20 protein-coding genes are annotated in these 23,224 nt (G+C 71.7%); 9 read left to right on the top strand and 11 right to left on the bottom strand.

Annotated elements, in window-relative coordinates:
- Positions 1-22 precede the first annotated feature (22 nt).
- From J5X86_RS23340 to J5X86_RS23325, 4 genes are all read left to right on the top strand, one after another.
- A complete protein-coding gene (locus J5X86_RS23340) occupies positions 23-2,941 on the top strand; it encodes a BTAD domain-containing putative transcriptional regulator (RefSeq protein ID WP_243981138.1) in 2,919 nt (972 codons plus the stop codon).
- Positions 2,942-3,250: 309 nt separating this feature from the next.
- Positions 3,251-3,892, top strand: a complete 642-nt coding sequence (locus tag J5X86_RS23335) for a DUF4142 domain-containing protein (RefSeq protein WP_208518688.1) — start codon at positions 3,251-3,253, stop codon at positions 3,890-3,892.
- A 20-nt stretch (positions 3,893-3,912) separates the two neighbouring features.
- Positions 3,913-5,418 carry a DUF1996 domain-containing protein gene (locus tag J5X86_RS23330; RefSeq protein ID WP_208518687.1) on the top strand — a complete coding sequence of 502 codons (1,506 nt, stop codon included), beginning with the start codon at positions 3,913-3,915 and terminating at the stop codon, positions 5,416-5,418.
- Complete coding sequence (locus J5X86_RS23325) at positions 5,418-6,353, top strand: RNA polymerase sigma factor (protein ID WP_208518686.1); 936 nt, start codon at positions 5,418-5,420, stop codon at positions 6,351-6,353. The genes J5X86_RS23330 and J5X86_RS23325 overlap by 1 nt, the downstream gene beginning before the upstream one ends.
- Before the next feature lie 175 nt (positions 6,354-6,528).
- On the opposite strand, the gene J5X86_RS23320 is transcribed toward J5X86_RS23325, so the two are convergent.
- Entirely contained in the window at positions 6,529-7,719 is a 1,191-nt protein-coding gene (locus J5X86_RS23320; RefSeq protein ID WP_208518685.1) for a PucR family transcriptional regulator, read from the bottom strand.
- A 454-nt stretch (positions 7,720-8,173) separates the two neighbouring features.
- Between J5X86_RS23320 and J5X86_RS23315 the strand changes: the two genes are divergently transcribed.
- From J5X86_RS23315 to J5X86_RS23300, 4 genes are all read left to right on the top strand, one after another.
- Positions 8,174-8,962 carry a hypothetical protein gene (locus tag J5X86_RS23315; RefSeq protein ID WP_243981132.1) on the top strand — a complete coding sequence of 263 codons (789 nt, stop codon included), beginning with the start codon at positions 8,174-8,176 and terminating at the stop codon, positions 8,960-8,962.
- The gene (locus J5X86_RS23310) at positions 8,959-10,473 is read left to right on the top strand and encodes an NADH-quinone oxidoreductase subunit NuoF family protein (RefSeq protein ID WP_208518683.1); all 1,515 of its coding nucleotides are present in this window, start codon (positions 8,959-8,961) and stop codon (positions 10,471-10,473) included. Before J5X86_RS23315 ends, J5X86_RS23310 begins: the two co-directional genes overlap by 4 nt.
- A gap of 202 nt (positions 10,474-10,675) precedes the next feature.
- Positions 10,676-11,653: an SCO0930 family lipoprotein gene (locus tag J5X86_RS23305; protein WP_208518682.1), complete on the top strand. Its 978-nt coding sequence runs from the start codon at positions 10,676-10,678 to the stop codon at positions 11,651-11,653.
- Between the two features lie 91 nt (positions 11,654-11,744).
- Positions 11,745-12,260 carry a hypothetical protein gene (locus J5X86_RS23300; protein WP_208518681.1) on the top strand — a complete coding sequence of 172 codons (516 nt, stop codon included), beginning with the start codon at positions 11,745-11,747 and terminating at the stop codon, positions 12,258-12,260.
- Between the two features lie 43 nt (positions 12,261-12,303).
- On the opposite strand, the gene J5X86_RS23295 is transcribed toward J5X86_RS23300, so the two are convergent.
- Complete coding sequence (locus J5X86_RS23295) at positions 12,304-12,981, bottom strand: HAD family phosphatase (RefSeq protein ID WP_208518680.1); 678 nt, start codon at positions 12,979-12,981, stop codon at positions 12,304-12,306.
- 275 nt (positions 12,982-13,256) lie between these two features.
- Positions 13,257-14,189: a ScbA/BarX family gamma-butyrolactone biosynthesis protein gene (locus J5X86_RS23290; protein ID WP_208518679.1), complete on the bottom strand. Its 933-nt coding sequence runs from the start codon at positions 14,187-14,189 to the stop codon at positions 13,257-13,259.
- Positions 14,190-14,299: 110 nt separating this feature from the next.
- Here J5X86_RS23290 and J5X86_RS23285 point away from each other — a divergent pair, with 110 nt between their 5' ends.
- Positions 14,300-14,941 (top strand): ScbR family autoregulator-binding transcription factor, encoded by a 642-nt coding sequence (locus tag J5X86_RS23285; protein ID WP_208518678.1) that lies wholly within the window; start codon positions 14,300-14,302, stop codon positions 14,939-14,941.
- On the opposite strand, the gene J5X86_RS23280 is transcribed toward J5X86_RS23285, so the two are convergent.
- The 8 genes from J5X86_RS23280 to J5X86_RS23245 all read right to left on the bottom strand — a co-directional run bounded on the left by J5X86_RS23280 (position 14,933) and on the right by J5X86_RS23245 (position 23,195).
- Complete coding sequence (locus J5X86_RS23280; RefSeq protein WP_208518677.1) at positions 14,933-15,616, bottom strand: SDR family NAD(P)-dependent oxidoreductase; 684 nt, start codon at positions 15,614-15,616, stop codon at positions 14,933-14,935. The genes J5X86_RS23285 and J5X86_RS23280 overlap by 9 nt on opposite strands.
- Entirely contained in the window at positions 15,609-16,814 is a 1,206-nt protein-coding gene (locus J5X86_RS23275; RefSeq protein WP_208518676.1) for an exo-alpha-sialidase, read from the bottom strand. The genes J5X86_RS23280 and J5X86_RS23275 overlap by 8 nt, the downstream gene beginning before the upstream one ends.
- 194 nt (positions 16,815-17,008) lie before the next feature.
- Positions 17,009-18,028, bottom strand: coding sequence for an aldo/keto reductase (locus J5X86_RS23270; RefSeq protein ID WP_208518675.1), 1,020 nt, complete (start codon positions 18,026-18,028; stop codon positions 17,009-17,011).
- Positions 18,025-18,867 (bottom strand): dipeptide/oligopeptide/nickel ABC transporter ATP-binding protein, encoded by an 843-nt coding sequence (locus J5X86_RS23265; protein ID WP_059146152.1) that lies wholly within the window; start codon positions 18,865-18,867, stop codon positions 18,025-18,027. Before J5X86_RS23265 ends, J5X86_RS23270 begins: the two co-directional genes overlap by 4 nt.
- Complete coding sequence (locus J5X86_RS23260) at positions 18,864-19,748, bottom strand: ABC transporter ATP-binding protein (RefSeq protein WP_208518674.1); 885 nt, start codon at positions 19,746-19,748, stop codon at positions 18,864-18,866. The genes J5X86_RS23265 and J5X86_RS23260 overlap by 4 nt, the downstream gene beginning before the upstream one ends.
- Positions 19,745-20,686 (bottom strand): ABC transporter permease, encoded by a 942-nt coding sequence (locus J5X86_RS23255; protein WP_078639233.1) that lies wholly within the window; start codon positions 20,684-20,686, stop codon positions 19,745-19,747. Before J5X86_RS23255 ends, J5X86_RS23260 begins: the two co-directional genes overlap by 4 nt.
- A 1-nt stretch (position 20,687) precedes the next feature.
- Positions 20,688-21,617, bottom strand: coding sequence for an ABC transporter permease (locus J5X86_RS23250; protein ID WP_014056758.1), 930 nt, complete (start codon positions 21,615-21,617; stop codon positions 20,688-20,690).
- 3 nt (positions 21,618-21,620) lie between these two features.
- Positions 21,621-23,195 (bottom strand): ABC transporter substrate-binding protein, encoded by a 1,575-nt coding sequence (locus tag J5X86_RS23245; RefSeq protein WP_208518673.1) that lies wholly within the window; start codon positions 23,193-23,195, stop codon positions 21,621-21,623.
- Positions 23,196-23,224: the final 29 nt, after the last annotated feature.

Raw genomic sequence — 23,224 nt, 5'->3', positions numbered from 1 at the left:
AGTGACGAAAGTCTGACGTCGCATGGCGGCCGGAAGAACGCGGTGCCCGAAACGGGCTCGACTAAGATCCCTAGTTGTGCGATTTACGGTGGTAGGCCCGGTCAGGGCGTGGCGTGACGAGGTCGAGCTGGAGCTGGGTCCGCCCAAACAGCGAGCGCTGCTCGCACTGCTGCTGGTGCGGGCGGGGCAGCCCGTGGCGCTCAGCGAAATCGTCGACGTGCTCTGGGCGCAGGATCCGCCGAGCACCGCGGTGAATGTGGTGCACCGCCATGTGGGGTCGGTGCGCCGGCTGCTGGAACCCGGGCTGCCGACGCGGGCGGAGGGCAGCCGGCTGGTGCGCAGCTCGGGCGGCTACCGGCTGAACGCCGACGCGGACGCACTGGATCTGCTGCGCTTCCGGAAGCTGAGCGAATCGGCGCGGCGCACCGCCGCCGCGGGCGAGCCGGAGCGGGCGGCCGAGCTCTTCTCACAGGCGCTCGCCCTGTGGCAGGGGCCGACCGCCACCGGAGTCCCCTCCGACATCCAGACCCACCCCGTCTTCTCCGGTGTCGACCGGGAGCTTCTGGCCATCGCCAAGGAGGCCGCCACGACGGCGCTGGCCTCCGAGGTCCCGGAGCAGTTGCCCACCGTGCTCCAGCAGTTCGCGGCCCACCATGCGCTGGACGAGACCCTCCAGGCCCAGCTCATCCGGGTGCTCGCCGCCACCGGACGGCGGGCCGAGGCGCTGGAGGTCTTCTCGACCGCGCGGAACCGGCTGGCCGATCAGCTCGGCGTACCGCCCGGCCGCGAACTGCGCGCCGCCCATCGCGAGGTGGTGCCCCGGTCGACCCCGGCCCCCGCCGAGCCGGTCCAGCCGGCCCCTCCGGCGGCGCCGCCCGCCCCGGCGGTTCGCCCGGCTCAGCTCCCGCCCGACCTGCCCGCGTTCAGCGGACGCCATGCCGAACTCGCCGGTGTCCATACTCTGCTGCCCGAGGGCGCCGAGGCCGGATCACCGGGTCCGGTGGTGATCAGCGCGATCGACGGGATGGCCGGGATCGGCAAGACCACGCTGGCCGTGCACTGGGCCCATCGGATCGCCCACCGCTTTCCGGGCGGGCAGCTCTACGCCAATCTGCGCGGCTTCGATCCGACCGGTTCGATGATGTCGCCGAACGAGGCGCTGCGAGCGTTCCTCCACGCGCTGGGGATTCCACCGAACCGGGTGCCCACGGGTCTGGACGCCAAGACCGCGCTGTACCGCAGTCTGCTGGCGGGGCGGCGGATGCTGATCCTGCTGGACAATGTGGTGGACTCCCAGCACGTCCGGCCGCTGCTGCCCGGCTCCCCCGGCTGTCTGACCATCGTCACCAGCCGCAATCAGCTCCACGGTCTGATAGCGAGCGAGGGGGCCCGTCCCCTTACTCTGGGGCCGCTGTCCCCGGCCGAGTCCCATGAGGCTCTGGTCCGGCGGCTGGGCACGGACCGGGTCGCCGCGGAGCCGCAGGCGGTGGCGACCATCATCCGGCTGTGCGGGCGGCTGCCGCTCGCGCTGGCGGTGGTGGCCGCCCGGGCCGCGACCCGTCCTTCCTTTCCCCTTTCTTCTGTCGCCGCGGAGTTGCGCGAGAGCCAGGGAAACCTCGACGCGTTCGCGGGCGCCGATCCGAGCACCGACGCACGGAGTGTCTTCTCCTGGTCCTACCGGGCCCTGGACCGGGAGGCCGCCCGGCTGTTCCGGCTGCTCGCCCTGCATCCGGGGCCCGAGGTCTCCGCCGCCGCGGCCGCGAGCCTGGCCGGGCTCCCGCTCCGGGTCACCCGTGCCCTGCTGACCGCGCTCACCCGCGCCCATCTGCTGGTGGAGCAGGCCCCGGGCCGCTACACCTTCCACGATCTGCTGCGGGCCTACGCCATGGAGCTGGTCCAGGACCACGACCCGGACGAGATCCGCCACGACGCCCGGCACCGGATGTTCGACCACTATCTGCACACCGCGCGCACCGCCGCCACGCTGCTCGCCCCGCGCCGGACCGAACCGCTGCCGCTGTCCCCGGCCCGGCCCGACGCCGCGCCCGAGCACCTCGGCGGCCAGGACCGCGCCGAGGCATGGCTCTCGGCCGAGCGGGTCGTTCTGCTGTCGGTCGTCGAGCACGCCCGCGACCACGGATTCCCGTCCCACGCCTGGCGGTTGGCCGTGACGATGGAGCTCTTCCTGGACCGGCGCGGCCACTGGCAGGAGCAGACCGCCATCCAGCGCACCGCGCTGGGGGCGGCCCGGGCGCTGTCCGACCGGCTCGGCCAGGCGCACAGCCACCGCACTCTGGGGTTCGCCGAGGGACGGCTGGGCCGGCACGAGGAGGGGTGCGGCCATCTGGAGCGGGCGCTGGAGCTGTTCACGGAGCTCGGCGAGGCGGGCGGACAGGCCCGCACCCTGCGCTCTCTGGCCTTTCTGTCCAACAGCCAGGGCCGCTACCAGGAGGCGCTGGACCACTACCGGCCCGCGCTCGACCACTACCGCGCCGCGGCACACCTCAGCGGACAGGCCAGCGTGCTCAACGAGATCGGCTGGACCCATATCCTCCGCGGTGAGTACGAGCACGCGCTGGCCCACTGCCGCCAGGCCGTCGAACTGCACCGGCGGATCGGCGACTCGGCCGGCGAGGCCGCCGCGCTGGACAGCCTGGGGTACGCGTACCACCACCTCGGACGGTATGAGCCCGCCCTGACCTCGTACGGCCGGGCGCTCGCCATCTACCGCGAGATCAGCGACCGGTACCTGGAGGCCGACACACTGCACCACCAGGGGGATACCCGGCTGGCCCAGGGCGACCTGGCCACCGCGCTCACCGACTGGCGAGGGGCCCTGGAGATTCTCCAGGAGCTGAACCACCCCGATGCCCGGGTCCTCGACGGCAAACTGGGGCAGTACCGGCAGTCACCGCATCCGGCCTCGGCTCTCAGCGGATGACGGGGCCTGGTGGGCGTGGTCTTCCGCGCTGTCGTATCCACGGCGGGGCGCCTCCGGGTCGTCGGGACGGTGCGCGGCGGGCCGCTCGGGAGCGGCCGGGCACCGGGTTCTCCCTGCCGTACGTACGGGCCCGGTGAGTTGCTCAACCGGGCGGGAAAAAGTTTCTCAACGCCCCTCCGGATCGCGGCCGCGCAGGGTAGCAGCCAGAAGTGATCTCTGTCCCGGCTTTATTCACTGGTGATGAGGTCTCCACGACCGAGCCACACGAGGTACTAGCGTCCGGTGTCACTCCGAACCAAGGAGGGCGCTGTGCCACCAGCAAAGCTCATCAGACCCATCGCCTCCAGCCGAACCATCGGCACCGGGCTCATCATTGGGGCGCTCGCCGTCACACTGGCGGCGATCCTCATCCCGGTGTCGCTGTTCGGCGAGAGCAGCGCGGCCCTGCCGCGCAACGGCGTCACGGACGACGGCGGTGGGACGGTCAGCACCCAGTACGGGCCGCTCACGGCCACTGACCGGGACTTTGTCCGCAAAGTCAGGCTCGCCGGAACGTGGGAGCTCCCCGCCGGGCGGCTCGCCCAGGAGCGGGACGTTCGGGACGCGGTGAAGACCGCAGGTGAGCATCTCATCGAGGGACACACCGAACTCGACCGCCGCTCCGAGGAGGTCGGCCGGGCACTCGGGATCCCACTGCCCAACCAGCCCAACGCACAGCAACAGGGCTGGCTGAACGAGATGACCAGCGCCGGCAGCAGCGCCCAGTTCGAGCGGGTGTTCGCAAACCGGTTGCGCGCCGCCCACGGCAAGGTGTTCAACCTTGTGGCGCAGGTGCGAGCCGAGAGCCGCAACTCCATGGTCAGATCTCTGGCCACCAGGGCCAATGCCATCGTTCTCGACCACATCACGGTCCTCGAGGACACCGGGCTTGTCGACTTCGACACCCTCTAACGACTAAGTGAAGTGATCTTATGAGGCAACAGACCCACAAACGCGGGCGGTTCACCAATAAGACCGTCGCCATCGTCGCCGCCCTGGCGCTCGGCGGTGGCGGGGCCGCGATCATCGCCGCCAACGCGTCCGCCCACGGCGACAAGGGCGACTCCGGCCAGAACAACACCGTGGCCGCGAAGGCGGGGACGATCCAGTGCCCCGATGTGGGGCAGAAGCTGAGTGATGTGCCGGAGAAGGCCAGGCCCAAGGTCGACAAGAACCTGGCCGAGCTGGACAACCAGGTGGCCAAGGCCTACCAGCAGATGAACCAGCAGCAGGGTTCGAACGACGCGGTGCTCTCCAAGCTCAACGACCAGCGCTCCCGGACGATGGACAACATCGGCTCGGCCATGGGCGGCGACAACTCTCAGCTCCAGGGGATGACCGACTGCAAGTGGCAGGAGGTCGCCACCCAGGGCGGTCAGCAGCAGGGCGACCAGCAAGGCGGCGACCAGCAGGGTGGCCAGCAGCAAGGCGGCGACCAGCAAGGTGGTCAGCAGGGCGGCGACCAGCAGGGCGACGACCAGCAAGGCGGCGGCGACCAGGGCGGCGAGGGCGCCAACGACGTGCCCGGCAACGCGGGCGGCCAGGCGGGCAACGGCCCCTCGCAGGACGACTTCGTCGACATCACCAAGGTGCAGCCGAACGTCCAGCAGCCGCCGCAGGCCCAGCAGAACGGCTCCACCGGCACCTTCGCCACGGAGTGCGGCGTCGGCGACCCCGAGCTGCGCAACAGCGACAACGTCATCGTCGCGCCCGGTGTCGGCAACGGCGCCCACCACACCCACGACTACGTGGGCAACGACAGCAACGACGCCTTCGCCAACAACCAGACCTTCGAGCAGGGCGGCACCTCCTGCGAGAACCAGGACGACAAGTCGACGTACTACTGGCCCGTGGTCCGCGCCCAGGACGGCAAGGACGAGGCGGACGCCAATGAGCTCGGCGGCGGCCAGGAGGGCAACGTCGGCACGATCCTGACCCCCACCAGCTCCAAGATCGAGTTCAAGGGCAACGCGCAGAGCAAGGTCACGGCGATGCCGAAGTTCCTGCGGATCATCACCGGTGACGCCAAGGCGTTCACCAACGGCGACGCCAACGCCAACGCCTCCTGGAGCTGCACCGGCTTCGAGGACCGGCAGCTCACCGACAAGTACCCGCTCTGCCCCGAGGGCAGCTCCGTTACCCGGACCTTCGACTTCCAGAGCTGCTGGGACGGCCAGAACATCGACAGCGCCAACCACCGTGACCACGTGGCGTTCGCGGGCGAGGACGGCTCCTGCCCCAACGGCTTCCAGGCCATCCCCCAGCTGGTGAACACGATCACCTACGATGTGCCGGCCAACACCCCGTTCGCCGTGGACGGCTTCCCCGAGCAGTTGCACAAGCCCATCACCGACCACGACGACTTCATCAACGTGATGTCGGAGGACCTGATGAACGAGGCGGTGGACTGCATCAACAGCGGCAAGCAGTGCGGCTGATGGAACACAGTCACCAGGCGCGCGTCGGCCGTTCGGCCGGCGCGCGCCGCGCTGCCACCGCGCACTTACACGAGGCCGCGGACGACGACGCGGCCACCGGCCCACCGGCGGCGGGACATCCGGACACCGAGGGGCTCCAGGGCCGGGGACATACCAACCGCCCGGTCTGCCCCGTCCCGGACCAGGAGCTCACCCGGCAGCTGGCGGAGGGTTACCGGTCGGGCAGCAGCAGCCCGGCGGCGGGCGACCTGCTCTACCGCCGCCACCACGCGGCGACCCTGCGCTACGCCCTGACCTGCTGCCGTGACCCGCATGACGCTGAGGACCTGGCCTCCGAGGCGTTCTTCCGCACCTTCCAGGCCGTTCGCGCCGGGGGCGGACCCCGGGGTCCCTGGCGGCCGTATCTGCTCACGGTGGTACGGCATACGGCGACGGAGTGGAGCGCCGGGGCGCGCCGGGTGCTGCTGACCGCCGACTTCGAGTCCTGGCGGCAGTACGCGTCCACGGCCGATCCCCAGCAGCATCTGGTGGCCCGGGAGGACCGCCGATTGCTCATCCGCAGCTTCCGGGGACTTCCCGAGCGCTGGCAGACCGTGCTGTGGCTGACCCTCGTCGAGGAGGAGCCCCCGCACCGGGTGGCCGTGGTCCTGGGCATCTCCCCCAGCGGGGTGACCTCGCTGGCCTTCCGGGCCCGGGAGGGGCTGCGCGAGTCGTATCTGCGGGCCCATCTTGAGTCGGCGCGCGACGACCGGTGCCGGCACTACAGCGGCCTGATCGGCGCCTCGGTGCGCCGGGGCGGGGTGCGCGGCCGGGCGCTCACGCGCCATCTGGCCGGATGCGCCTTCTGCTCCCACGCCTACGGCGAATTGCTCGGCCTGAACGCGGCGATGCGTACGGCCCCGCGTACGGCGGCGCCCGCCGGGGCGCGAGGCTAGGGCCCTTCTGGCGGATCTCCGCGGCGTCGCGACGCCCGGCACGCCCTCTCACCGCACCGCGCGAAAACCCAAGTAGCTCCGCTACGAGGGCCTCCGCGCGGCGGGCGCCGGATCGGCCCGTGACAGCGAAAACCGCCGACCGCGTGAGCGCGGCCGGCGGTTCGCCTTCTGCGGGTCAGAGCCCGTTGACGCGCGCCTCCCTGGCGATGCCCAGCGGCCGGACACCGGGGGGCGCACCGGCACGGGTCCGGCGGCCGACCCGGGACGCCTGGCGCCGTATCCGGTCCATCTGCGCCATCAGCCTGCGGCCGCGCAGCGCCATCTCCAGCTCGAAGCGTATTCGGGGGTCCCGCAGGCCCGGCCCGAAGAGCTTCTCGATCTGGCGCAGCCGGTAGCGCACGGTCTGCGGATGCACCTTGAGGGCCTTGGCCGCCTCGGGCGCGCCACCGCCCTCCAGCCAGGCCAGCAACGTCATCTGCAGCCGCTCGCTCTGCCGGGGGGTCAGCCCGACCAGCGGCTTGAGCCACCGGGCGGCCAGCGCCCGGACCAGCGACTCGTCCTGCAGGAGCAGCAGCATCGACAGATGGTCGTCGACGAAGAGCACCCGGGCCTCGGGGCCGGGGCGGGCGGGCGCCAGGGTCAGCAGGCGCCGTGCCCACCGCACGGACGAGGACGCGTCGTTGAGCGGCACCACATGGCCCACGGCCGCGGTGCGGCCGCGCAGCGCGGTCTCCAGCGCCGCCCGGGTGCCGGGCTCGGCGGGCGCTTCGCGCTCCGGCTCCCGGTCGCCTTCCTGGGGGGCGGCGGTGGCGGTGGTGGCGGCAGTGTCCGCGGTGGGGTGGCCCGGGTCCGCGTCCGGGTCGGGGATCAGCAGGCACAGCTCGTCGCCGACCGCGCCGATGAGGGTGTCTCCCAGCACGGCGGCCAGTTGCGGCGCCTCGCCCGGGGTGGGCAGGGCGATGGCCTGCACCGTCTCGGGGAGCGGCCACCGGGCGGCCCGGGAGAGCTCCATCAGGGTGCGCTCGGAGACCGCCACTTCACCGATGAGGGCCTCGAACAGATCGCGCCGGGCCCGCTCGGGCGGCACCTCGGCCAGCGCCTCCTCACCGGATGCGGGGGCGGCGGCCTGCTCGCCCGCGCCGTCCTCGCCCGCCTTGCGGTGGCCGAGTGCCGTCAGGAGAGCCTGCTCGACTCCCCCTCGGACCTTGTCTCGCTCAGAGTCCTCCAGAAGTTCGGCGAATCCCGGAATTCTGTGCCGAAGGTTCTCAACCACCTCGTCGGCCAGGGACGGGAGTTCATTGCGCAGCACGCGGGTCCACTCGCCACGGGGGCGGGACCAGATGCGGTTCACGAGTTCGCCCATCATTACCTCGTTCTTGCCGGGGGGAGACCTGGCCGTTGGGGGGTCGGCCAGGTCCGTGGAGGTTGCCTCCGTGACCGGTTCGTCCAGTACCGGTCAGGGAGTCGAGGGTCCTCCGCTACGTCATAGAGGACCCGGCCCCCTCCCGGTCCCGACACTTTGCCGGATCTTTGCCATTGAAACGACATTGGATCAGCCGGGAACGGCGAGGGCGGGGTCCGTCCACTAGAAGTTGTCACGTTACGACAAATCTTATGGAGATCACGTGTACTTCCGAGAAGCTGCTGCCCCCAAGACGACTTTGACGTATCTCGTCACCCGCGCGAATCCGCGCGATCGGGAGGCTCCAATGTCCATGTCCCAAACGCCGCTCCCCTCCTCGCAGGGGCGTCACGGGGGACGCCGGGCTCGAGGCGGACGACGAGCCGCTCGCCGGACTCAGCAGCGTGATCCATCCGGGATGGGATGGCCACGCCACATCCGGATCTATGCCATCCTCGGCTCCATCGCGGCGTCCCTGTATGTGGCGTGGGACGCCGGCGCGTTCTCCAAAACCTTCGTGTTCCTCGACTTCGGCGCGGGTGTGCTCGCGCTGGTCTGTCTCACGTCGGCGGTGCTGTGGGGGCTCGCCGCGACCGACCAGCTCATCCTGCACACCAGGCAGCGGCTGATGGCCCAGGCCGTCCACCGGGCGGCCGCGGTCGCCGGTCTGCTCTTCCTGGCCGTTCACATCTGGGTCAAGATCGCGGAGAGCCACACCAACGCCGCGTCCATCGTGTTGCCGTTCGCTGACGCAAATCAGCCGGTGCTGATCGGGCTCGGCACCATCGCCGGCTATCTCTTCGTGATCGCCGCGGTGACGGGTGCGGTGCGCAGCTCGTTCGCCTCGGCCGGCAACTCCCGCTGGCGGTACCGCTGGTGGCGGGCGCTGCATGTGGGCGCCTACCCGGCGTGGTGCGCCGCGCTGATCCACGGCCTGAAGGCGGGACGCGCCGCCAAGACCTGGGCCACCTACGGCTACATCGCCGCCCTGGCCGGTGTGGCCATCGCGCTGTGGCTGCGGCTGGTCGCGCGGCGGCGCCAGGACATCGACCGGGCGGACGGCATCGAGGTCAGGAACCCTCCCGCCCGCAGCATGCAGGAGGGCCGGACCCGGCGGGCCGATCCCACCGTGCCGCGCCCCCGTTCGGCCGAGCCCGGCTCGCGTGACAGTCAGCCGCTCGGTGCCTCTCGCGGGTGGGACCGGTGATCACGACCAAACCCAGGCTCGCCTGTGTCGATCCGCCCCGGCTGCTGGCCGGGCTCGACGAGGTGTACCGGCTCGACCGGGTCGGCCATCTGACCGTTCATGGCACCATGCCCGCCCTCCGGGCGGATGAACTCGTGGCGCTCGCGGAGAACATCGATCTGCGCGGGCGCGGCGGCGCCGGTTTCCCCTTCGCCACCAAGGTCCAGGCCGTCGTGGAGTCGGCCGGCCGGCGCGAGGGCCGCTGCGCCGTGGTGGTCAATGGCAGCGAGGGCGAGCCCAGTTGCCTCAAGGACACCGCGCTGCTGCTGCACACCCCGCATCTGGTGATCGACGGCGCCGTGCTGGCCGCCGAGGCGCTCGGTGCCGAGGAGGTCGCCATCGCGGTGCACCGCACCGATGTCGAGGAGTCCGTGGCCGCCGCCATCGCCGAACGCGGCCCCAGCGGGGTCCCGGTGTCGGTGAACCGCACCCCGGACCGGTTCGTCGCCGGTGAGGGCGGCGCGGTCATCAACGGCATCAGCGGCGCCCCGGCCATCCCCAATGGCCGGAAGATCCGGACCAGCGACAGCGGGCTCAGCGGTCTGCCCACCCTGCTGTCCAACACCGAGACCTTCGCCCAGCTCGCGGTGGCGGCGCGGATGGGCGCCCTGCCGTACCGCTCGGTGGGGCTGCCCACCGAACCGGGCACGACGCTGCTGACGGTCGGTGGCAAGTACGTGATGGAGACGCCCACCGGGGTGCCGCTGACCTACGTCCTGGAGCTGTGCGGTCTCACCGCCGGCCAGGCGGTGCTGGTGGGCGGCTACCACGGCAAGTGGCTGGACCCCCGGAGCATCAACGCCGCCACGATCTCCCGGGAGTCCATGAAGAAGTACGGTGCCCGGCTGGGCGCCGGGGCGGTGCTGCCCATCCCCGAGAACACCTGCCCGCTCGGCGAGACCGCGCGGGTGGCGCGCTGGCTGGCCGCCGAGACGGCCGGTCAGTGCGGGCCCTGCTTCATGGGGCTGCCGGCGCTCGCGGACGCCATCGGCCAGGTGGAGCGCGGCGGCGGCCAGTCCTCGATCGACAATGTGCGCGCCTACGTCAACTCGGTGCGGGGGCGCGGGGCCTGCAGCCATCCCGACGGCACCGCCGGTTTCGTCACCACCGCGCTGGACGCGTTCCCCGAGGAGTTCGAGGCGCATGCGCTCGGCGCCGGCTGCGGACGGCCCACGATGGGCATCCTCCCGCTGCCGGAGGACGCGCTGCCGCTGGCCCTGCCGCCCGCCCCGCTGAACCCCGCGGCGCGCGACGAGCGCCCCCAGCGGGGGCCGATGGAAAAGCTGCTGGTGGACTGGTCGCTGTGCCAGGGCCACGGGCTGTGCGCGGACATCCTGCCGCCCGAGGTGCTCACGCTCGGCATCGACGGCTATCCGGCCTCGGCCAAGATGGAGGTGCCCCGGCAGCTGCGGGCCCAGGCGGTCCGCGCGGTCCGCCGCTGCCCCGCCCTGGCGCTGCGGATCGAGGAGTAGGCAGCAGGGTGATCCACCGCACCACCCCACACCACGACGGCCGTGCGAAACGGCCGTCGACTGCTGTGCGCTCAAGGATCCGGCGTTTTTTGCGTCAGGTGACAAATTCGGAAGCCGCTGAGCGCCGGTCCGCATGGGCTCCGTATGGACATGACGTCGGCGCAATCATCGCCGGACCGATCGAGATTGCAGAGGGATGGTCATGGAGAAGCGTCACATCGCGTTCGCCGGGGTGTCGGTAGCGATGGTTCTGCTGACGGCGGCTTGCGGCAGCAGCAAGGACAACTCCGCGGGCAGCGCCAACGTGCAGCCGGCGGGTGGCAGTCAGACCGTGGGTGCGGGGGCCTCCGCGTCGGCGGGCGCGGGCGCGGTGGCCGGCGCGACCGGCGGGTACGAGGCGGGCGGCGACACCGGTGCCGCCGCGGGCGGCGAGGCCGGGCGCACCGGTCCGGCGAAGCAGCTCGCGGTCAAGGAGGACGCCAAGCTGGGCAAGTTCGTCACCGACAGCAAGGGCTGGACCCTCTACCGGTTCGACGAGGACACCCCCAAGCCCGCCAAGTCCAACTGCAACGACGACTGCGCCACCAAGTGGCCCGCGGTGCCCGCGGACGACGCCGCGGCCACCACCGGCATCGAAGCCGACAAGCTGGGCTCGGTCACCCGCTCCGACGGCACCAAACAACTGACGCTGGCGGGCTGGCCGGTCTACCGCTTCGCGGGCGACGCCAAGCCGGGTGACACCAAGGGCCAGGGCGTGGGCGGCACCTGGAACGCGCTGGCGCCCGACGGAAAGCCGGCCGGCAAGACCGCGGCCGCGGACGACAGCCTCCAGCTCATGGTCAACAACAACGCCGAGCTGGGCAAGATCATCGTGGACGGCAAGGGCATGACCGTCTACCGGTTCGACAAGGACAGCGCCTGGCCGATGAAGACCGGCTGCCTCGGTGCCTGCCTGGACACCTGGAAGCCCGTCAAGGCCGTGGACACCACGAAGGTCGCCGGGCTCGACGCCGCGAAGGTCACCTCCTTCAAGCGCCCCGACGGGACCAAGCAGGCGGCGTTCGACTGCTGGCTGCTGTACACCTTCACCGGCGACAAGAAGCCCGGTGACATCAACGGCCAGGGCGTGAAGGGCACCTGGTTCGCGGTCACCGACAAGGGCAAGAAGGCGGGCCAGTAAGACAGACTCCATCACTTACGGTCCACCGCGGCGGGTGGCCCGAGGCCGTCCGGCCCGGGCCGCCCCGCCGGATTTTCTACGGGAGGTTGATGTGTCACTCGCACTCCGTGCCACCGCGGTCGGCGCGGCCCTGCTGTTCCTGGCCGGCTGCGGTGGAGGCGATCAGGAACACGGGGCCAAGCACGAGCAGAAGAAGGTGTCCCCCGCCACCAAGGAGTTCGCCAAGCCCGGCAAGCCCGCGCCGCTGACGCAGATCGCCGACGCCATCGGCTGCAAGGCCACGGTCATCACCGAGGCGGACGAGCTGCGCCAGGGCGCCTGCGGGTCCGGTGGGAAGCGGTTCACGATGGTCACCTTCGCCACCGACAAGGGCCAGCACGACTGGCTGACGACGTCGAAGGACTACGGGGGGATGTACCTGGTCGGCAAGCGCTGGTCGGTCACCGGCCTGTCCATGAGCTCACTGGAGCCCCTGCGCGAGAAGCTCGGCGGATCCCTCGAGAAGGGGATGTCCCACGGCGCGTCCCATGGCGGGATGAAGCAGGGGGACGGCATGGAGGGCATGGACGGCTCGGCGAGCCATACGGGCCACGACGGGAAGAAGTGACGCGCGGAACCCGCCGACCAGGCGGTGAGCGTGGGTCAGCCCCTCAGGCCGCCCGGGAGTCCGCCCACTTGACCAGCTCCGGGTCGGCCAGCGTGGAGACCCACACATCGACCGGCGGGGGCTCGTCCACCGGCTTCCGCGGCCCGACGCCGAGCACTCTCAGTCCGGCGCGCGAGGCGGACAGAAACCCACAGTGGGAGTCCTCCACCGCGAGGGCGTCCTCGGGGGCCGCGCCGCACAGCCGGGCGGCCTCCAGATAGACGTCGGGATACGGCTTGGGCCGCACCTGCCCCTCGGGGACCAGCACATGGCCGAAGTACCGCAGCAGCCCGGCCTTGGCGAGCCCGTCCTCGACGACGTCGCGCGGGCAGTTGCTGGCCACGGCCAGTGGGGCGAACGTCGCCGCCTTCGCGACCAGTTGGGGCGCTCCCGGCATGGTGACCGGGTCGTCGGCCACCAGTCGGCGGAAGGCGTCCAGGAGTTGTTCGGTCATCTCATCGGCGAGCTCGGGGCGGCCGGCGAATTCGGCCAGCATACGGCCGCATTCGGTGTAGTGGAGCCCCTTCGTGCTTTGCGCGAACTCCTCGTCGGGGGCGGTTCCGTGGTTTCTGAGGACCACTTCGCGCGCCTCCACCCAGTGTCGTTCGGAATCCATCAGGGTGCCGTCGCAGTCGAAGACGATGGCGGCTGGGGTCCATCCGAGAAACTTTTCGGCTGTCATCTGTCTGCCGTTCCATGGGAGGTGGAGGAATCGGCGCAGGGAGTGCCTGTACTTGCGGGGGAGCCGCTCAGTGGAAATGTCCTGGCGGCTCGGAAGTGGCGCCGTGCGCCGACCGCTGCTGTCGTACAGGCCGTGAGGTTCGCCTGCCCGAAACATAACGATCACTACGTTAGTTTGATGACCCGCAGTAAGCAAGGGGTCACTCAGTGTCGGCGATTTGTTCGTCGTTCAGGCCGTTCGTCGCCCATGAGTTCGTCGCACAGTGTGTTCGTCGCTCAGAGGTACTGGAGCACGCCGACCGCCGTGCAGATATCGGCCTGGCGCAGCCGGAAGACGCACGTCCGGCCGTGGGAGGTGCACTCGACCACGGCCGGCGGAAACGACTCGGTGAAGCGGATCGCCTTCATGCGGCAGGCGACGGGCCGGGTCAGCGTCCCGCCGGTGGCCAGCGCCGCCGCCTGACGGGCGCCCTCCAGCAGTACCAGGCCCGGCACATGGTCGCTCCAGTGGTCGAAGAAGAACGGATGGCGGGGGTCGGCGGGGTCGAGGTAGACCACTCCCCCGTCCTGTACCACCAGCACGTCCCGAGCCGCGGAAACGGCCAGTTGCGCAGGTGAGGGCCGCACCGCGGCGCGCAGCCTGCGGCGCGCGGTGTGCCCGTGGAAGGCGGACCGGGTCTCCGCGTAGGCCGTGCCGTCGAGGAAGCGCGCGGTGCCCCCGGCCCAGGCGAAGAGCTTGCCGCCCGCGGACAGCACGACATCCAGCCGCATCCCGGAGACGAAGCGTCCGCAGGGGGTGGTGCGGATGTCGGTGACGGCGGCCCGGCAGGTGATGTCGGAGGCGCCGTACGGCGCCCGGGGCTCGGTCTCGGGGTCCAGCCGGTAGGAGATGTCCCGGATCAGGAAGTGCGCCCCCGCGGGCACCGCGTAGTACCGCGTGGGGATATAGATCCCCAGCTCGCGCAGGGTTTCCGCGATCATCAGCGGATGGTGGCGGCCGTCTCCGCCGTGCGGGAAGGTGGGATGGGACCGCGGCCACTGGGCGGCGGCCTCGAACCGGTTGTCACCGTGCGTACGCACGTCGGTGAGCAGCACCTCGGCCACCGAGACCCGGTGCACCGCCTCCCGCGCCACGGTGCGGGACCAGCTGAGCGGCCGCCCGGTGGGACCGGACGGCTCCGAAAGGCCATGAGCCTCACGAACGATCACCTTAAAATACTAATAATGTTTGACCTGTCTCGCCTCATCACCATCACAGGCCGAAAGTCCGCTAAGTTCTCTCCGTCACATCCGACGGGCTGCTGAAGGACGGCGAACACGTGCAAGAACGGGCCGAGCAAACACGCCGATCCCTTCTGGAGGCCGCCGCGTTTCTTTTCAACGAACGGGGATACGCCGGCACGAGCATCAGCGACATCACCTCCCGGTCCGGTCACACCAGCGGCGCCATCTATTTCCATTACACGAGCAAGGAAAGACTCGCCCTCGCCGTGGTGGAGGAGCACTTCGCCACCTGGCCCCCGCTGATCGAGCGCTACACCGCCCTCGACGCGCCGCCCCTGGAGCAACTCGTGCGGCTGAGCTTCGCGGTGGCCCGCGCCTTCCGCGATGACCTCCTGGTCCGGGCCGGGGCCCGGCTGTGGACCGAGCGCACCCTGATCGAGGCGCCCATGCCACCGCCCTTCGTGGGCTGGATGGACGCCGTGGGACAGATGATGGAGAAGGCCCGCGCCGAGGGCGATCTGGCCCCGCATGTCGATCCGCTGCCCGCCGCCCGGACCGTCGTCTTCGCCTTCTTCGGGCTGCACACCATCTCCGAGGCCCTCGACGGGCGGCGGCTGGTCGAGGACCATCTGGCCGATCTGTGGACCCTGCTGCTGCCCTCGCTCCAGGCCCGGCCCGGGGACACCGCGAGGCTGCTGGCGCTCGCCCGCCCGGACACCCCACCCCCGTCAGAGTGAGGCGCCCGCACACATCACCAGCGTCTGCCCGGTGACCGCGCCGCCCTCCGGGCCCAGCAGGAACGACGTCAGACCCGCCACCTCCTCGGGACGGACGAGCCGGCCCAGCGGTGGCATCACCGGCGGGGTGCCGCTGCGGCCGGGGTCGCGCAGCATGGGGGTGTCCGTGGGCCCCGGCGCCACCACGTTCACCGTGACCGCCCGGGGCGCCAGCTCGGCCGCCCAGGACCGGGCCAGGGCGGGCAGCGCCGCCTTGGTGGCGGCGTACTGGCTCTTGCCCGGGACGCCCGTCATCGTCCGGCTGCCCACCAGCACCACCCGGCCGCCGTCCGCCAACCGGTCCACCAGCGTGTCGACCAGGACGCCCGCCGCCTGCACATGGATCCGCCACATGAGGGAACCGTCCTCGGGCGCCAGCTCCCCCAGCCGCGCCGAGCGCTGAACGCCCGCCGCGTGCACGATCGCGTCCACCCCGGACACCGGGGCGAGCACCTCGGGGAGGTCCTCCGGCCGGGACAGATCGGCCGGGATCCAGTGCAGCCCCGCGACCGGGTGCGCGGGGGCCGTACGGCTGATCCCGGTGATCCGCCACCCCTCGGCCAGCAGCCGGGCGGCGATCGCGGCGCCGATACCGGAGCTGACACCGGTGACCACGGCGTGGCGGGGCTCAGGCATCGGCCGCCCAATCCGGCGTGACCCGGACGTACTTGATGGCCCGGCGGTGGTAGGTGTACGCGATGTGCAGCGTGCCGTCGGAGCCCTGCCGGATGGTGGGGTAGGACAGCTCGCGGTTGAGCCGGTCGCGTGAGTTGTTGGTCAGGCAGTGGCCGTCGCCGGTGTCCAGATCGCGCCGTACGGGCCAGGTCAGGCCGTTGTCGGAGGACAGCGCGAGGGTCATCGGGGCGCGCGGCGCGCCCCAGAAGGCACCGGGTGCCGCGTCGTCCCGCGTGGCGGCCGGGGCGGGGGGCTCGCCGGTCCTCCCCTCGTCGTCGATCTCGTCGTAGAGGGAGACGCGGCGGGCCGTGGCGTCCGCCCGGCTGCTGTGGTTGTAGACCAGCGCGAGCCGCCCGTCGGCGAGCGGGACGTACTGCACGGAGGAGTTGTTGTTGGGCAGTTCGGTGCGGACCGGCTCGCTCCAGGTCTCCCCGCCGTCGGTGCTGTGCGAGCGGTACACCGCGTCCGCCCAGCGGCTGCGGAAGAGGGCCAGCACGGTGGTGTCCGGCAGTTGGTGGACGTTCATGTGCACACAGCCCGTCGAGCCGGGCACGGGCCGCTCGCGCCAGGTCCGCCCCTGGTCGTCGCTGATCATCACCGCGCTGGTGTCGTGGTCGCCGACCCACTTGACCCCGGGTGTGGCCACGCAGTGGAACACCGGCAGCAGCCACCGCCCGGAGTCCAGGACGGCCACCGGCTGACGGATGAACACCCCGCCCGCCTCGGTGGCCGGGAAGAGCGTGCGCGGCGCGCCCCAGGTGGCGCCCGCGTCGGCGGACACCCGCAGCCGGACCTCCGCCGTGTCCTGGTCGCCCGCCCGCTGGGCGGTGTAGAGCAGCCACAGCTCCCCGGCCGGGGTGGGGAACAGCAGCGGGTTCTGCTCCGAGCGGGTGTCGTCGCCGGAGAGCCGGACCGGCTCGGTCCAGGTGCCGGAGCCCGGGGCGAGCCGGGAGAACCACACGGAGATGTCCGGTACGCCCTCCTGCGTGCCGCCGAACCACACACAGCCGAGGTCCCCTCCCGGCAGCACGGTGAGGTTCGCGGCGTGGTTCTGGACGGCGGGCGCAGGCAGGAACGCCTCCTGGCGCGCCGGGTCGCCCGGGCGCGGCCGGAGCCGTCCGTCCGTCGGCGGCATCGCGGTGTCATGGTCGGCGGTCATGGGCGCCGGGCTCCTCATGGTTGCGGTGGTACGGGTATGTCTGCGGCCGGGGCCGCAAGGCACCGACCGACCGGGCCGCGCGGCCCGATGCCCATCCGGAACCCCGGTCCGGAAGGACCGCCCTGAAGGGCGTTCGGGGTCCAGGGGCGGAGCCCCTTGGTCCGGGAAGAGGCGGGGTGGGGGAAACCACGGGCCTACCGGTTGTATGCGGGCATCGGCCCACGCAGCCGTGCCCCCACCTCGTCGCACGCCGCCACCACATCCTCCGGAAGCGGCCCCGCCGTGGCCGCTTCCAGGTTGGACCGGAGGTGCTCGATCCGGGAGCCGCCCAGCAGGAGAGCGTCCACTCCGTCGCGGAACAGCAGCCAGCGCAGCGAGAGGTCCGTCAGCGGGATGGACGCCTCGTCCGCGATCCGGCCCAGGTCGCGTACGGCCTCGAAGAGCCCGGCGTCCCAGTAGCGCTGCCGGTACATGGCGGCCACCCGGGAGTCACCGAAGCGGCCCGACTCCGGCTGCTCCTCGAAGGTATGACGGCCCGTCAGCAGCCCGCCGCCGAGCGGGTTGTAGACCATGGTGCGCAGTCCGCTGGTGGCCGCGTACTCCAAATATTCCTCCTCGATGCGCCGCGCCAGCAGGTTGTAGAGCTGCTGGGCGACCACCGGGCGCGGCGCGCCGACCCGTTCGGCGGTGTGGGTGATCTCGGCGATCTGCCAGGCGGCGTAGTTGGAGACGCCGAGCGCCCGGATCTTGCCCTCGGCGACGAACTCGGCGACCGTGCCCAGCGTCTCCTCCAGCGGCGTGGAGCGGTCGGGCTGGTGCAGATAGAACAGGTCGACATGGTCGGTGCCCAGGCGGCGCAGGCTGCCTTCGAGGGCCGCGCGCATCCCGCGCGCGGACAGCGGTGAGTGGTCGCCTGCGTCGGGGTGCGGCATACCGGCCTTGGTGGCCAGCACGATCCGGTCGCGGCGGCCGGGGAGCAGCTCGGCCAGGATCGTCTCGGTGGTCCCGCCCGCGTAGGCGTTGGCGGTGTCCACCCCGGTCACCCCGGCGTCCAGCGCGGTGTCCAGCATCGCGGCGGCGCCCGCGCGGTCCACCGTGTCGCCGAAGGTCATGGTGCCCAGCACCAGCCGCGAGAGCGGCACCGGGATCCCCGGCAGGGCGACCCCGCCGGGCGACGCCTGGGTGGTGGTGTGGGGCTGCGGATGCGCGTTCACTGCGTTGCTCCGGGTTCCTGGTCGGTCGCGATCGCGGACACGAGGGCGCGCGGTTTGCGTCCCCGCATGGTCGTCGGGTCGAGCGCCGCCCGCCGAAGCGCCCTGGTGTACGGGTCGGCGGGCGCGGAGAGCACGGTGCCGGTCGGTCCGGACTCGATGATCCTCCCGGCGCGCATCACCACCACCTCGGAGCTGATCTCGCGGACCACTCCGAGGTTGTGGGAGATGACGATGTAGGCGAGCCCCTGTTCGGCCTGGAGTTCCCGCAGCAACTGGAGGACCTGGGCCTGTACGGAGACGTCCAGCGCGGAAGTGGCCTCGTCGCACACCAGCAGCTCGGGGCCGCTGGCCAGGGCGCGGGCGATGCCGATCCGCTGGCGCTGCCCGCCGGAGAACTCGGCCGGGCGCCGCTGGAGCGCACCGGAGTCCAGCCCCACCTGGTCGATGAGGACGGCGGCGCGGCGGGCGCGTTCGGCGCGCGAGCGCATGCCGTTCAGCCGCAGCGGCTCGGCCACGATCTCCTCGGCCGTCAGATGCGGGTCCAGGGAGCCGTACGGATCCTGGAAGACCATCTGCACCCGCTTGCGCAGCGGGCGCAGCCGCCGCTCGGGCAGGCCCGCGATATCGGTTCCGTCGAGGAGGATCCGGCCCTCGGTGGGGCGCAGCAGGCGGACGAGGGAGCGGGCGATGGTGGACTTTCCGCAGCCGGATTCGCCGACGACGCCGAGCGCCCCGCCGGGCGGGACGGAGAAGCTGACGCCGTCCACCGCGCGGAAGACACCGCCGGCGACCGGGTATTCGACCACCAGGTCCTCGACGGCCAGCAGGGGTGTGGTCACAGCGCCTCCTCGGTGACGGCGGCGGGGGTCTCGTGCCAGGGGCCCAGGGTGGGCACGGCGGCGAGCAGATCGCGGGTGTACCGCTCGCGGGGGTGGTCCACGATCTGTTCGACCGGCCCCGACTCCACGAACCGGCCGCCGCGCATGACGTGGATGCGGTCGGAGACCAGCCGGGCCACGCCCAGATCGTGGGTGATCATCAGGATGCCGATGCCGGTGCGCTCCTGGAGCTCCATCAGCAGGTCGAGGACGCCCGCCTGGACGGTGACGTCGAGCGCGGAGGTCGGCTCGTCGGCCACCAGCAGCCGGGGCTCGGCGGCCAGCGCGATGGCGATGAGGACGCGCTGCAGCATGCCGCCGGAGAACTGGTGGGGGTAGGCGCCCCAGCGGGTCTCGGGGTGCGGGATCCGTACCCGGCCGAGCAGTTCGACGCCCTTGGCGCGGGCGTCGGCACGGGACATCCCCGGGTGGCGCAGCCGGAGCGCCTCGCCGAGCTGGCGGCCGATGGTGTGCACCGGGCTGAGCGCGGTCATCGGGTCCTGGGGGATCAGGGACACCCCGCGGCCGCGGATCCGCCCGGCCGCCTTGGCGTCGGCGATGACGTCGGCACCGAAGATCCGGGCCGTCCCGGAGAGGACGGCGAGCCCTTCGGGCAGCAGCCGCAGCAGGCCCATCGCGGTGGTGGACTTGCCGGAGCCGGACTCGCCGATGATCGTCACCGTCTCGCCGGAGCCGATGGTGAAGCCGACCCCGTCGACCGCGCGCACCACACCGCGGTCGGTGATCAGCTCGATCTGCAGGTCCTCGACCTCCACCAGGAGGCCCGGGGCACCGGTGTCGCGGGTGTCGCTGGTGCCTCGGGTGTCGCGGGTGTCGTTCATCGGGAGCCCTCCGTGGCACGTCGGCGGGTACGGTCGCGCAGCCCGTCGCCCAGCAGGTTGACCCCGACCACCAGCAGCACGATGACGAGACCCGGCAGGGTCACCAGCCACCAGGAGGTGGTGATGTAGTCCTGGCCGTCGGAGATGATCCGGCCCCAGGTGGCGAACGGCCGCTGGGGGCCCGCACCGAGGTAGCTCAGCGCGCTCTCCAGCAGCACCGCCTGGGCGAGCAGCAGCAGGACCACGAGCGATGCCTGGCGGACGATGTTGGGGATGATGTGGCGGGCCAGGATGGCGATCCGGGGCAGCCCCAGCACCTGGGCGGCGGCCACATACGGCTTCTCCCGCTCGACCAGCACCAAGGACCGGGTCAGCCGGGCCACCTCGGGCCACTGGGCGATGGCGATGACACAGGTGATGACGGTGACGGAGGGGCCGAAGAGGGCCACGACGAGCAGCAGCATCATCAGCAGCGGCAGCGACATCTGGGCCTCCAGCAGCCGGGAGACGACGGCGTCCACCCAGCGGCCGTAGTACCCGGCGGCGGCGCCCGCGACGATGCCGATGAGGCCGGAGACGACGACGGCGAGCACACCGATCGACAGCGAGACCTGGCCGCCGTGCAGGACACGCGAGAGCACATCGCGGCCGAGCTGGTCGGTGCCGAAGAGATGGCCGTCGGTCAGCGGGGCGAGCCGGCGCCGGGAGAGGTCCTGGTCGCCCGCGCCGGGCAGGGGCAGCACCTGGGCGAGGGCGACGGGGACCACCACCAGCAGGGTGCACACCGCGCCCGCCCACAGTTTGAGGCTCGCGCTGCGGCGGCGCCGGGTGGCGGTGGCGCGGGCCAGGTCCCGGGCGGTGACCGCGCTGGGGCGGGGCGCGGGGGCGGCCTTCGCGGGGGCTGGGGGTTCGGCGGGGGTTTCGAGGGCGCCTTTCATCTCAGGCCGCCTTTCCCAGGCGTACCCGCGGGTCGAGCAGCGGGTAGGCCAGGTCGATGAGGAGTTGGACGAGGACCGCCAGGGCGGCGGTGACCAGGACGGTCGCCTGGATCAGCGGATAGTCGCGGGTCTCCAGGGCGCGGACGACCAGCGAGCCGACACCGGGCCAGCCGAAGACCACCTCGACCACCACGACGCCGTTGAGCATGGCGGCGAAGCGGGTGCCGAGCGCGGTGAGCACCGGGATGGCGGAGTTGCCCATGGCGTAGCGCCAGGTCAGTACGCGGTTCGAGACCCCGCGGGAGCGGGCGACGGTGACATACGGCGCGGCGAGGGCCGCCACCATCTCACGGCGGACCAGCCGGGAGATCAGCGCCATCTGGAGGATCGCCACGGTCACGGTGGGCAGCACCAGTCCGCCCCAGGTGGTGAAGCCGGAGGCGGGCAGCACCGGAACGGCCACGGCGAAGAGGGTCAGCAGCATCACGCCGATCCAGAAGTCCGGCATGGACTGCCCGGCGATGGTCAGCACATTGGCGCCCAGCTCGCGCTTGGTGTCGGCGCGGCGGGCCATCCATACGCCCAGCGGCACGGCCACCAGCGCGGTGAGGGCGATCGCGGAGAGGGAGAGGGTGATCGTGTAGGGCACCCGGTCGAGCACCACGTCCAGGGCGGGCGCGTGGAAGGAGTAGCTGGTGCCGAGGTCGCCGGTGAACAGATCGCGCAGAAAGAGCCCGTACTGGCTGAGCAGTCCGCGGTCGAGGCCGAACTGCTCCCGGATCCGGGCGAGGTCGGCGCTGGAGGGGTTGGGCCCGGCCAGGGCCGCGGCGGGGTCGCCGGGGGCCATGCGGACCAGGACGAAGACGGTGGAGAGGGTCAGGAAGACCGTCAGGACGCTCTGGCCCAGGCGGCGTATCAGATAACGCGTCACGGCTCAGCCCTCCAGACGCACGGCGGCGAGATCGTAGGAGTTGAGCTGCAGAAGGCGCACATCGCGCACTCGGGTGCGGCGGGCCAGCACCACATCGGGGACGAAGGCCCACAGGCAGGGGCGGGTGTCCCAGATCTGCTGCTGGACGGCGGCGAGCTTCGTGTTCCGCGCCTTCCCATCCGTTTCGGCGGAGGCGTCGGCCAGCCGGGCGGCGATCCGCGGAAAGACATAGCCCTGGTAGGTGTCCCGGGTCCGCTCCTTCTCCGCGGTGCCGCCGTACATGCCCTGGAGGCTGGTGGAGGCGTGGCCGGTGGGGACGGAGAAGCCGTTGCCGAGGACGTCCCAGTCGCCCCGGCGGCCCTGCCGCCACTGCTGGATGTCGCCGCCCGGTTCGAACTGCTGGAGAGTGGCGCGGACGCCGACCGCGCGCAGCATCTCCAGCACGGCCTCCATCACCGAGGTGTCCGCGGGGAACTCGCCGGACTCCCAGATGATCTTCACCTTGAGATCGCTCGCGCCCAGCGCGGCGAGGCGCTTACGGGCCTTGCCGGGGTCATGGACATAACGGCCGGTGCGCACCGAGCCCTTGAGGGCGAGCGGGATGACGCCCTCGGCCTGCTGGGCGGAACCGGTGAGCACATCGCGCACCAGGGCCTCGCCGTCGATGGCGTAGCTGAGCGCCTCGCGCACCCGGGCGTCGGCCAGCGGATGTCCGCGCGGTTTGCGGAAGTTGAAGAAGAGCTGGTTGACGCGGGTGCCCGAGGTGCGGTCCAGACGCACCCCCGGCAACCCCTTGAGCTGCTCGGCGGAGTCGGGGGTGATGGTGTCGATGACATCCAGCTCACCGCTGCGCACGGCGACGACACGGCTGGACTCCTCGGGGACGAAGCGCACCCGCACCCGGTCCACGGTGGGGCGCCGCCCCCAGTACCGGGGGTTGGCGTCCAGGGTGTACTCACCGGTGCCGGAGTTGGCCGAGCTGACCACGTACGGGCCGGAGCCCACACCGCCGGACAGCTCCTCGGGCCGGTTCCGCGCGGCGGGGCTGATCAGGATGTTGGCCATCAGCTGGTCGAGGATGGGCACCGGGCGCTTGGTGTGCAGGCGGAAGGTGCGCTCGTCGACCGGCTCGACGGTGGGCATCTCGGGGAACAGGCCGACGATGAACGAGCCGTTGACGCCCGCGTACATCCTCAGGGCGGTCGAGACGTCCTTGACGGTGACCGGCGTTCCGTCGGAGTAGCGGGCGCCTTGGCGCAACCGCACCGTCCAGGCGGTGGGCCCGGTCATCTCGAAGCGGTCGGCGAGCACCAGCTCGGGCCGGAGCCCCTTGCCGATCCGGGTCAGCGCCTGGCGCACCGCGCGCTGGACCGTGACCGCCGCGTCGAACTGGTTCAGCTTGTTGTCCAGGCTGACCAGCGAGCGGTTCAGCCCGAGGGTGATGGCGCCGGGCCCGGGGGCACCGGTGGGGCCCGCGCACCCGGTCAGCGGGGCGAGGGCGATACCTGCTGAGGCGCCTGCTCCGAGGCGCAGCACGGACCGGCGGCTGAGGGCCGGACCGAAGGGGATACGGGTCATCGTTGACCTCTCGGCGTTCCTGAGGCGAG

The sequence above is a fragment of the Streptomyces sp. NEAU-YJ-81 genome, from assembly GCF_017592595.1.
Lineage (GTDB): Bacteria > Actinomycetota > Actinomycetes > Streptomycetales > Streptomycetaceae > Streptomyces > Streptomyces hygroscopicus_B.
Note: the sequence above shows the minus strand (reverse complement) of the source record. Positions and strands in the feature narration are given on the sequence as shown.

Coding starts and splice junctions, on each gene's coding strand:
- J5X86_RS23325 (WP_208518686.1), top strand. CDS start 5,418: ATGGAACACAGTCACCAGGCGCGCGTCGGCCGTTCGGCCGGCGCGCGC.
- J5X86_RS23260 (WP_208518674.1), bottom strand. CDS start 19,748: ATGAACGACACCCGCGACACCCGAGGCACCAGCGACACCCGCGACACC.
- J5X86_RS23330 (WP_208518687.1), top strand. CDS start 3,913: ATGAGGCAACAGACCCACAAACGCGGGCGGTTCACCAATAAGACCGTC.
- J5X86_RS23275 (WP_208518676.1), bottom strand. CDS start 16,814: ATGACCGCCGACCATGACACCGCGATGCCGCCGACGGACGGACGGCTC.
- J5X86_RS23320 (WP_208518685.1), bottom strand. CDS start 7,719: ATGATGGGCGAACTCGTGAACCGCATCTGGTCCCGCCCCCGTGGCGAG.
- J5X86_RS23255 (WP_078639233.1), bottom strand. CDS start 20,686: ATGAAAGGCGCCCTCGAAACCCCCGCCGAACCCCCAGCCCCCGCGAAG.
- J5X86_RS23280 (WP_208518677.1), bottom strand. CDS start 15,616: ATGCCTGAGCCCCGCCACGCCGTGGTCACCGGTGTCAGCTCCGGTATC.
- J5X86_RS23295 (WP_208518680.1), bottom strand. CDS start 12,981: ATGACAGCCGAAAAGTTTCTCGGATGGACCCCAGCCGCCATCGTCTTC.
- J5X86_RS23315 (WP_243981132.1), top strand. CDS start 8,174: ATGGGATGGCCACGCCACATCCGGATCTATGCCATCCTCGGCTCCATC.
- J5X86_RS23305 (WP_208518682.1), top strand. CDS start 10,676: ATGGAGAAGCGTCACATCGCGTTCGCCGGGGTGTCGGTAGCGATGGTT.
- J5X86_RS23340 (WP_243981138.1), top strand. CDS start 23: ATGGCGGCCGGAAGAACGCGGTGCCCGAAACGGGCTCGACTAAGATCC.
- J5X86_RS23245 (WP_208518673.1), bottom strand. CDS start 23,195: ATGACCCGTATCCCCTTCGGTCCGGCCCTCAGCCGCCGGTCCGTGCTG.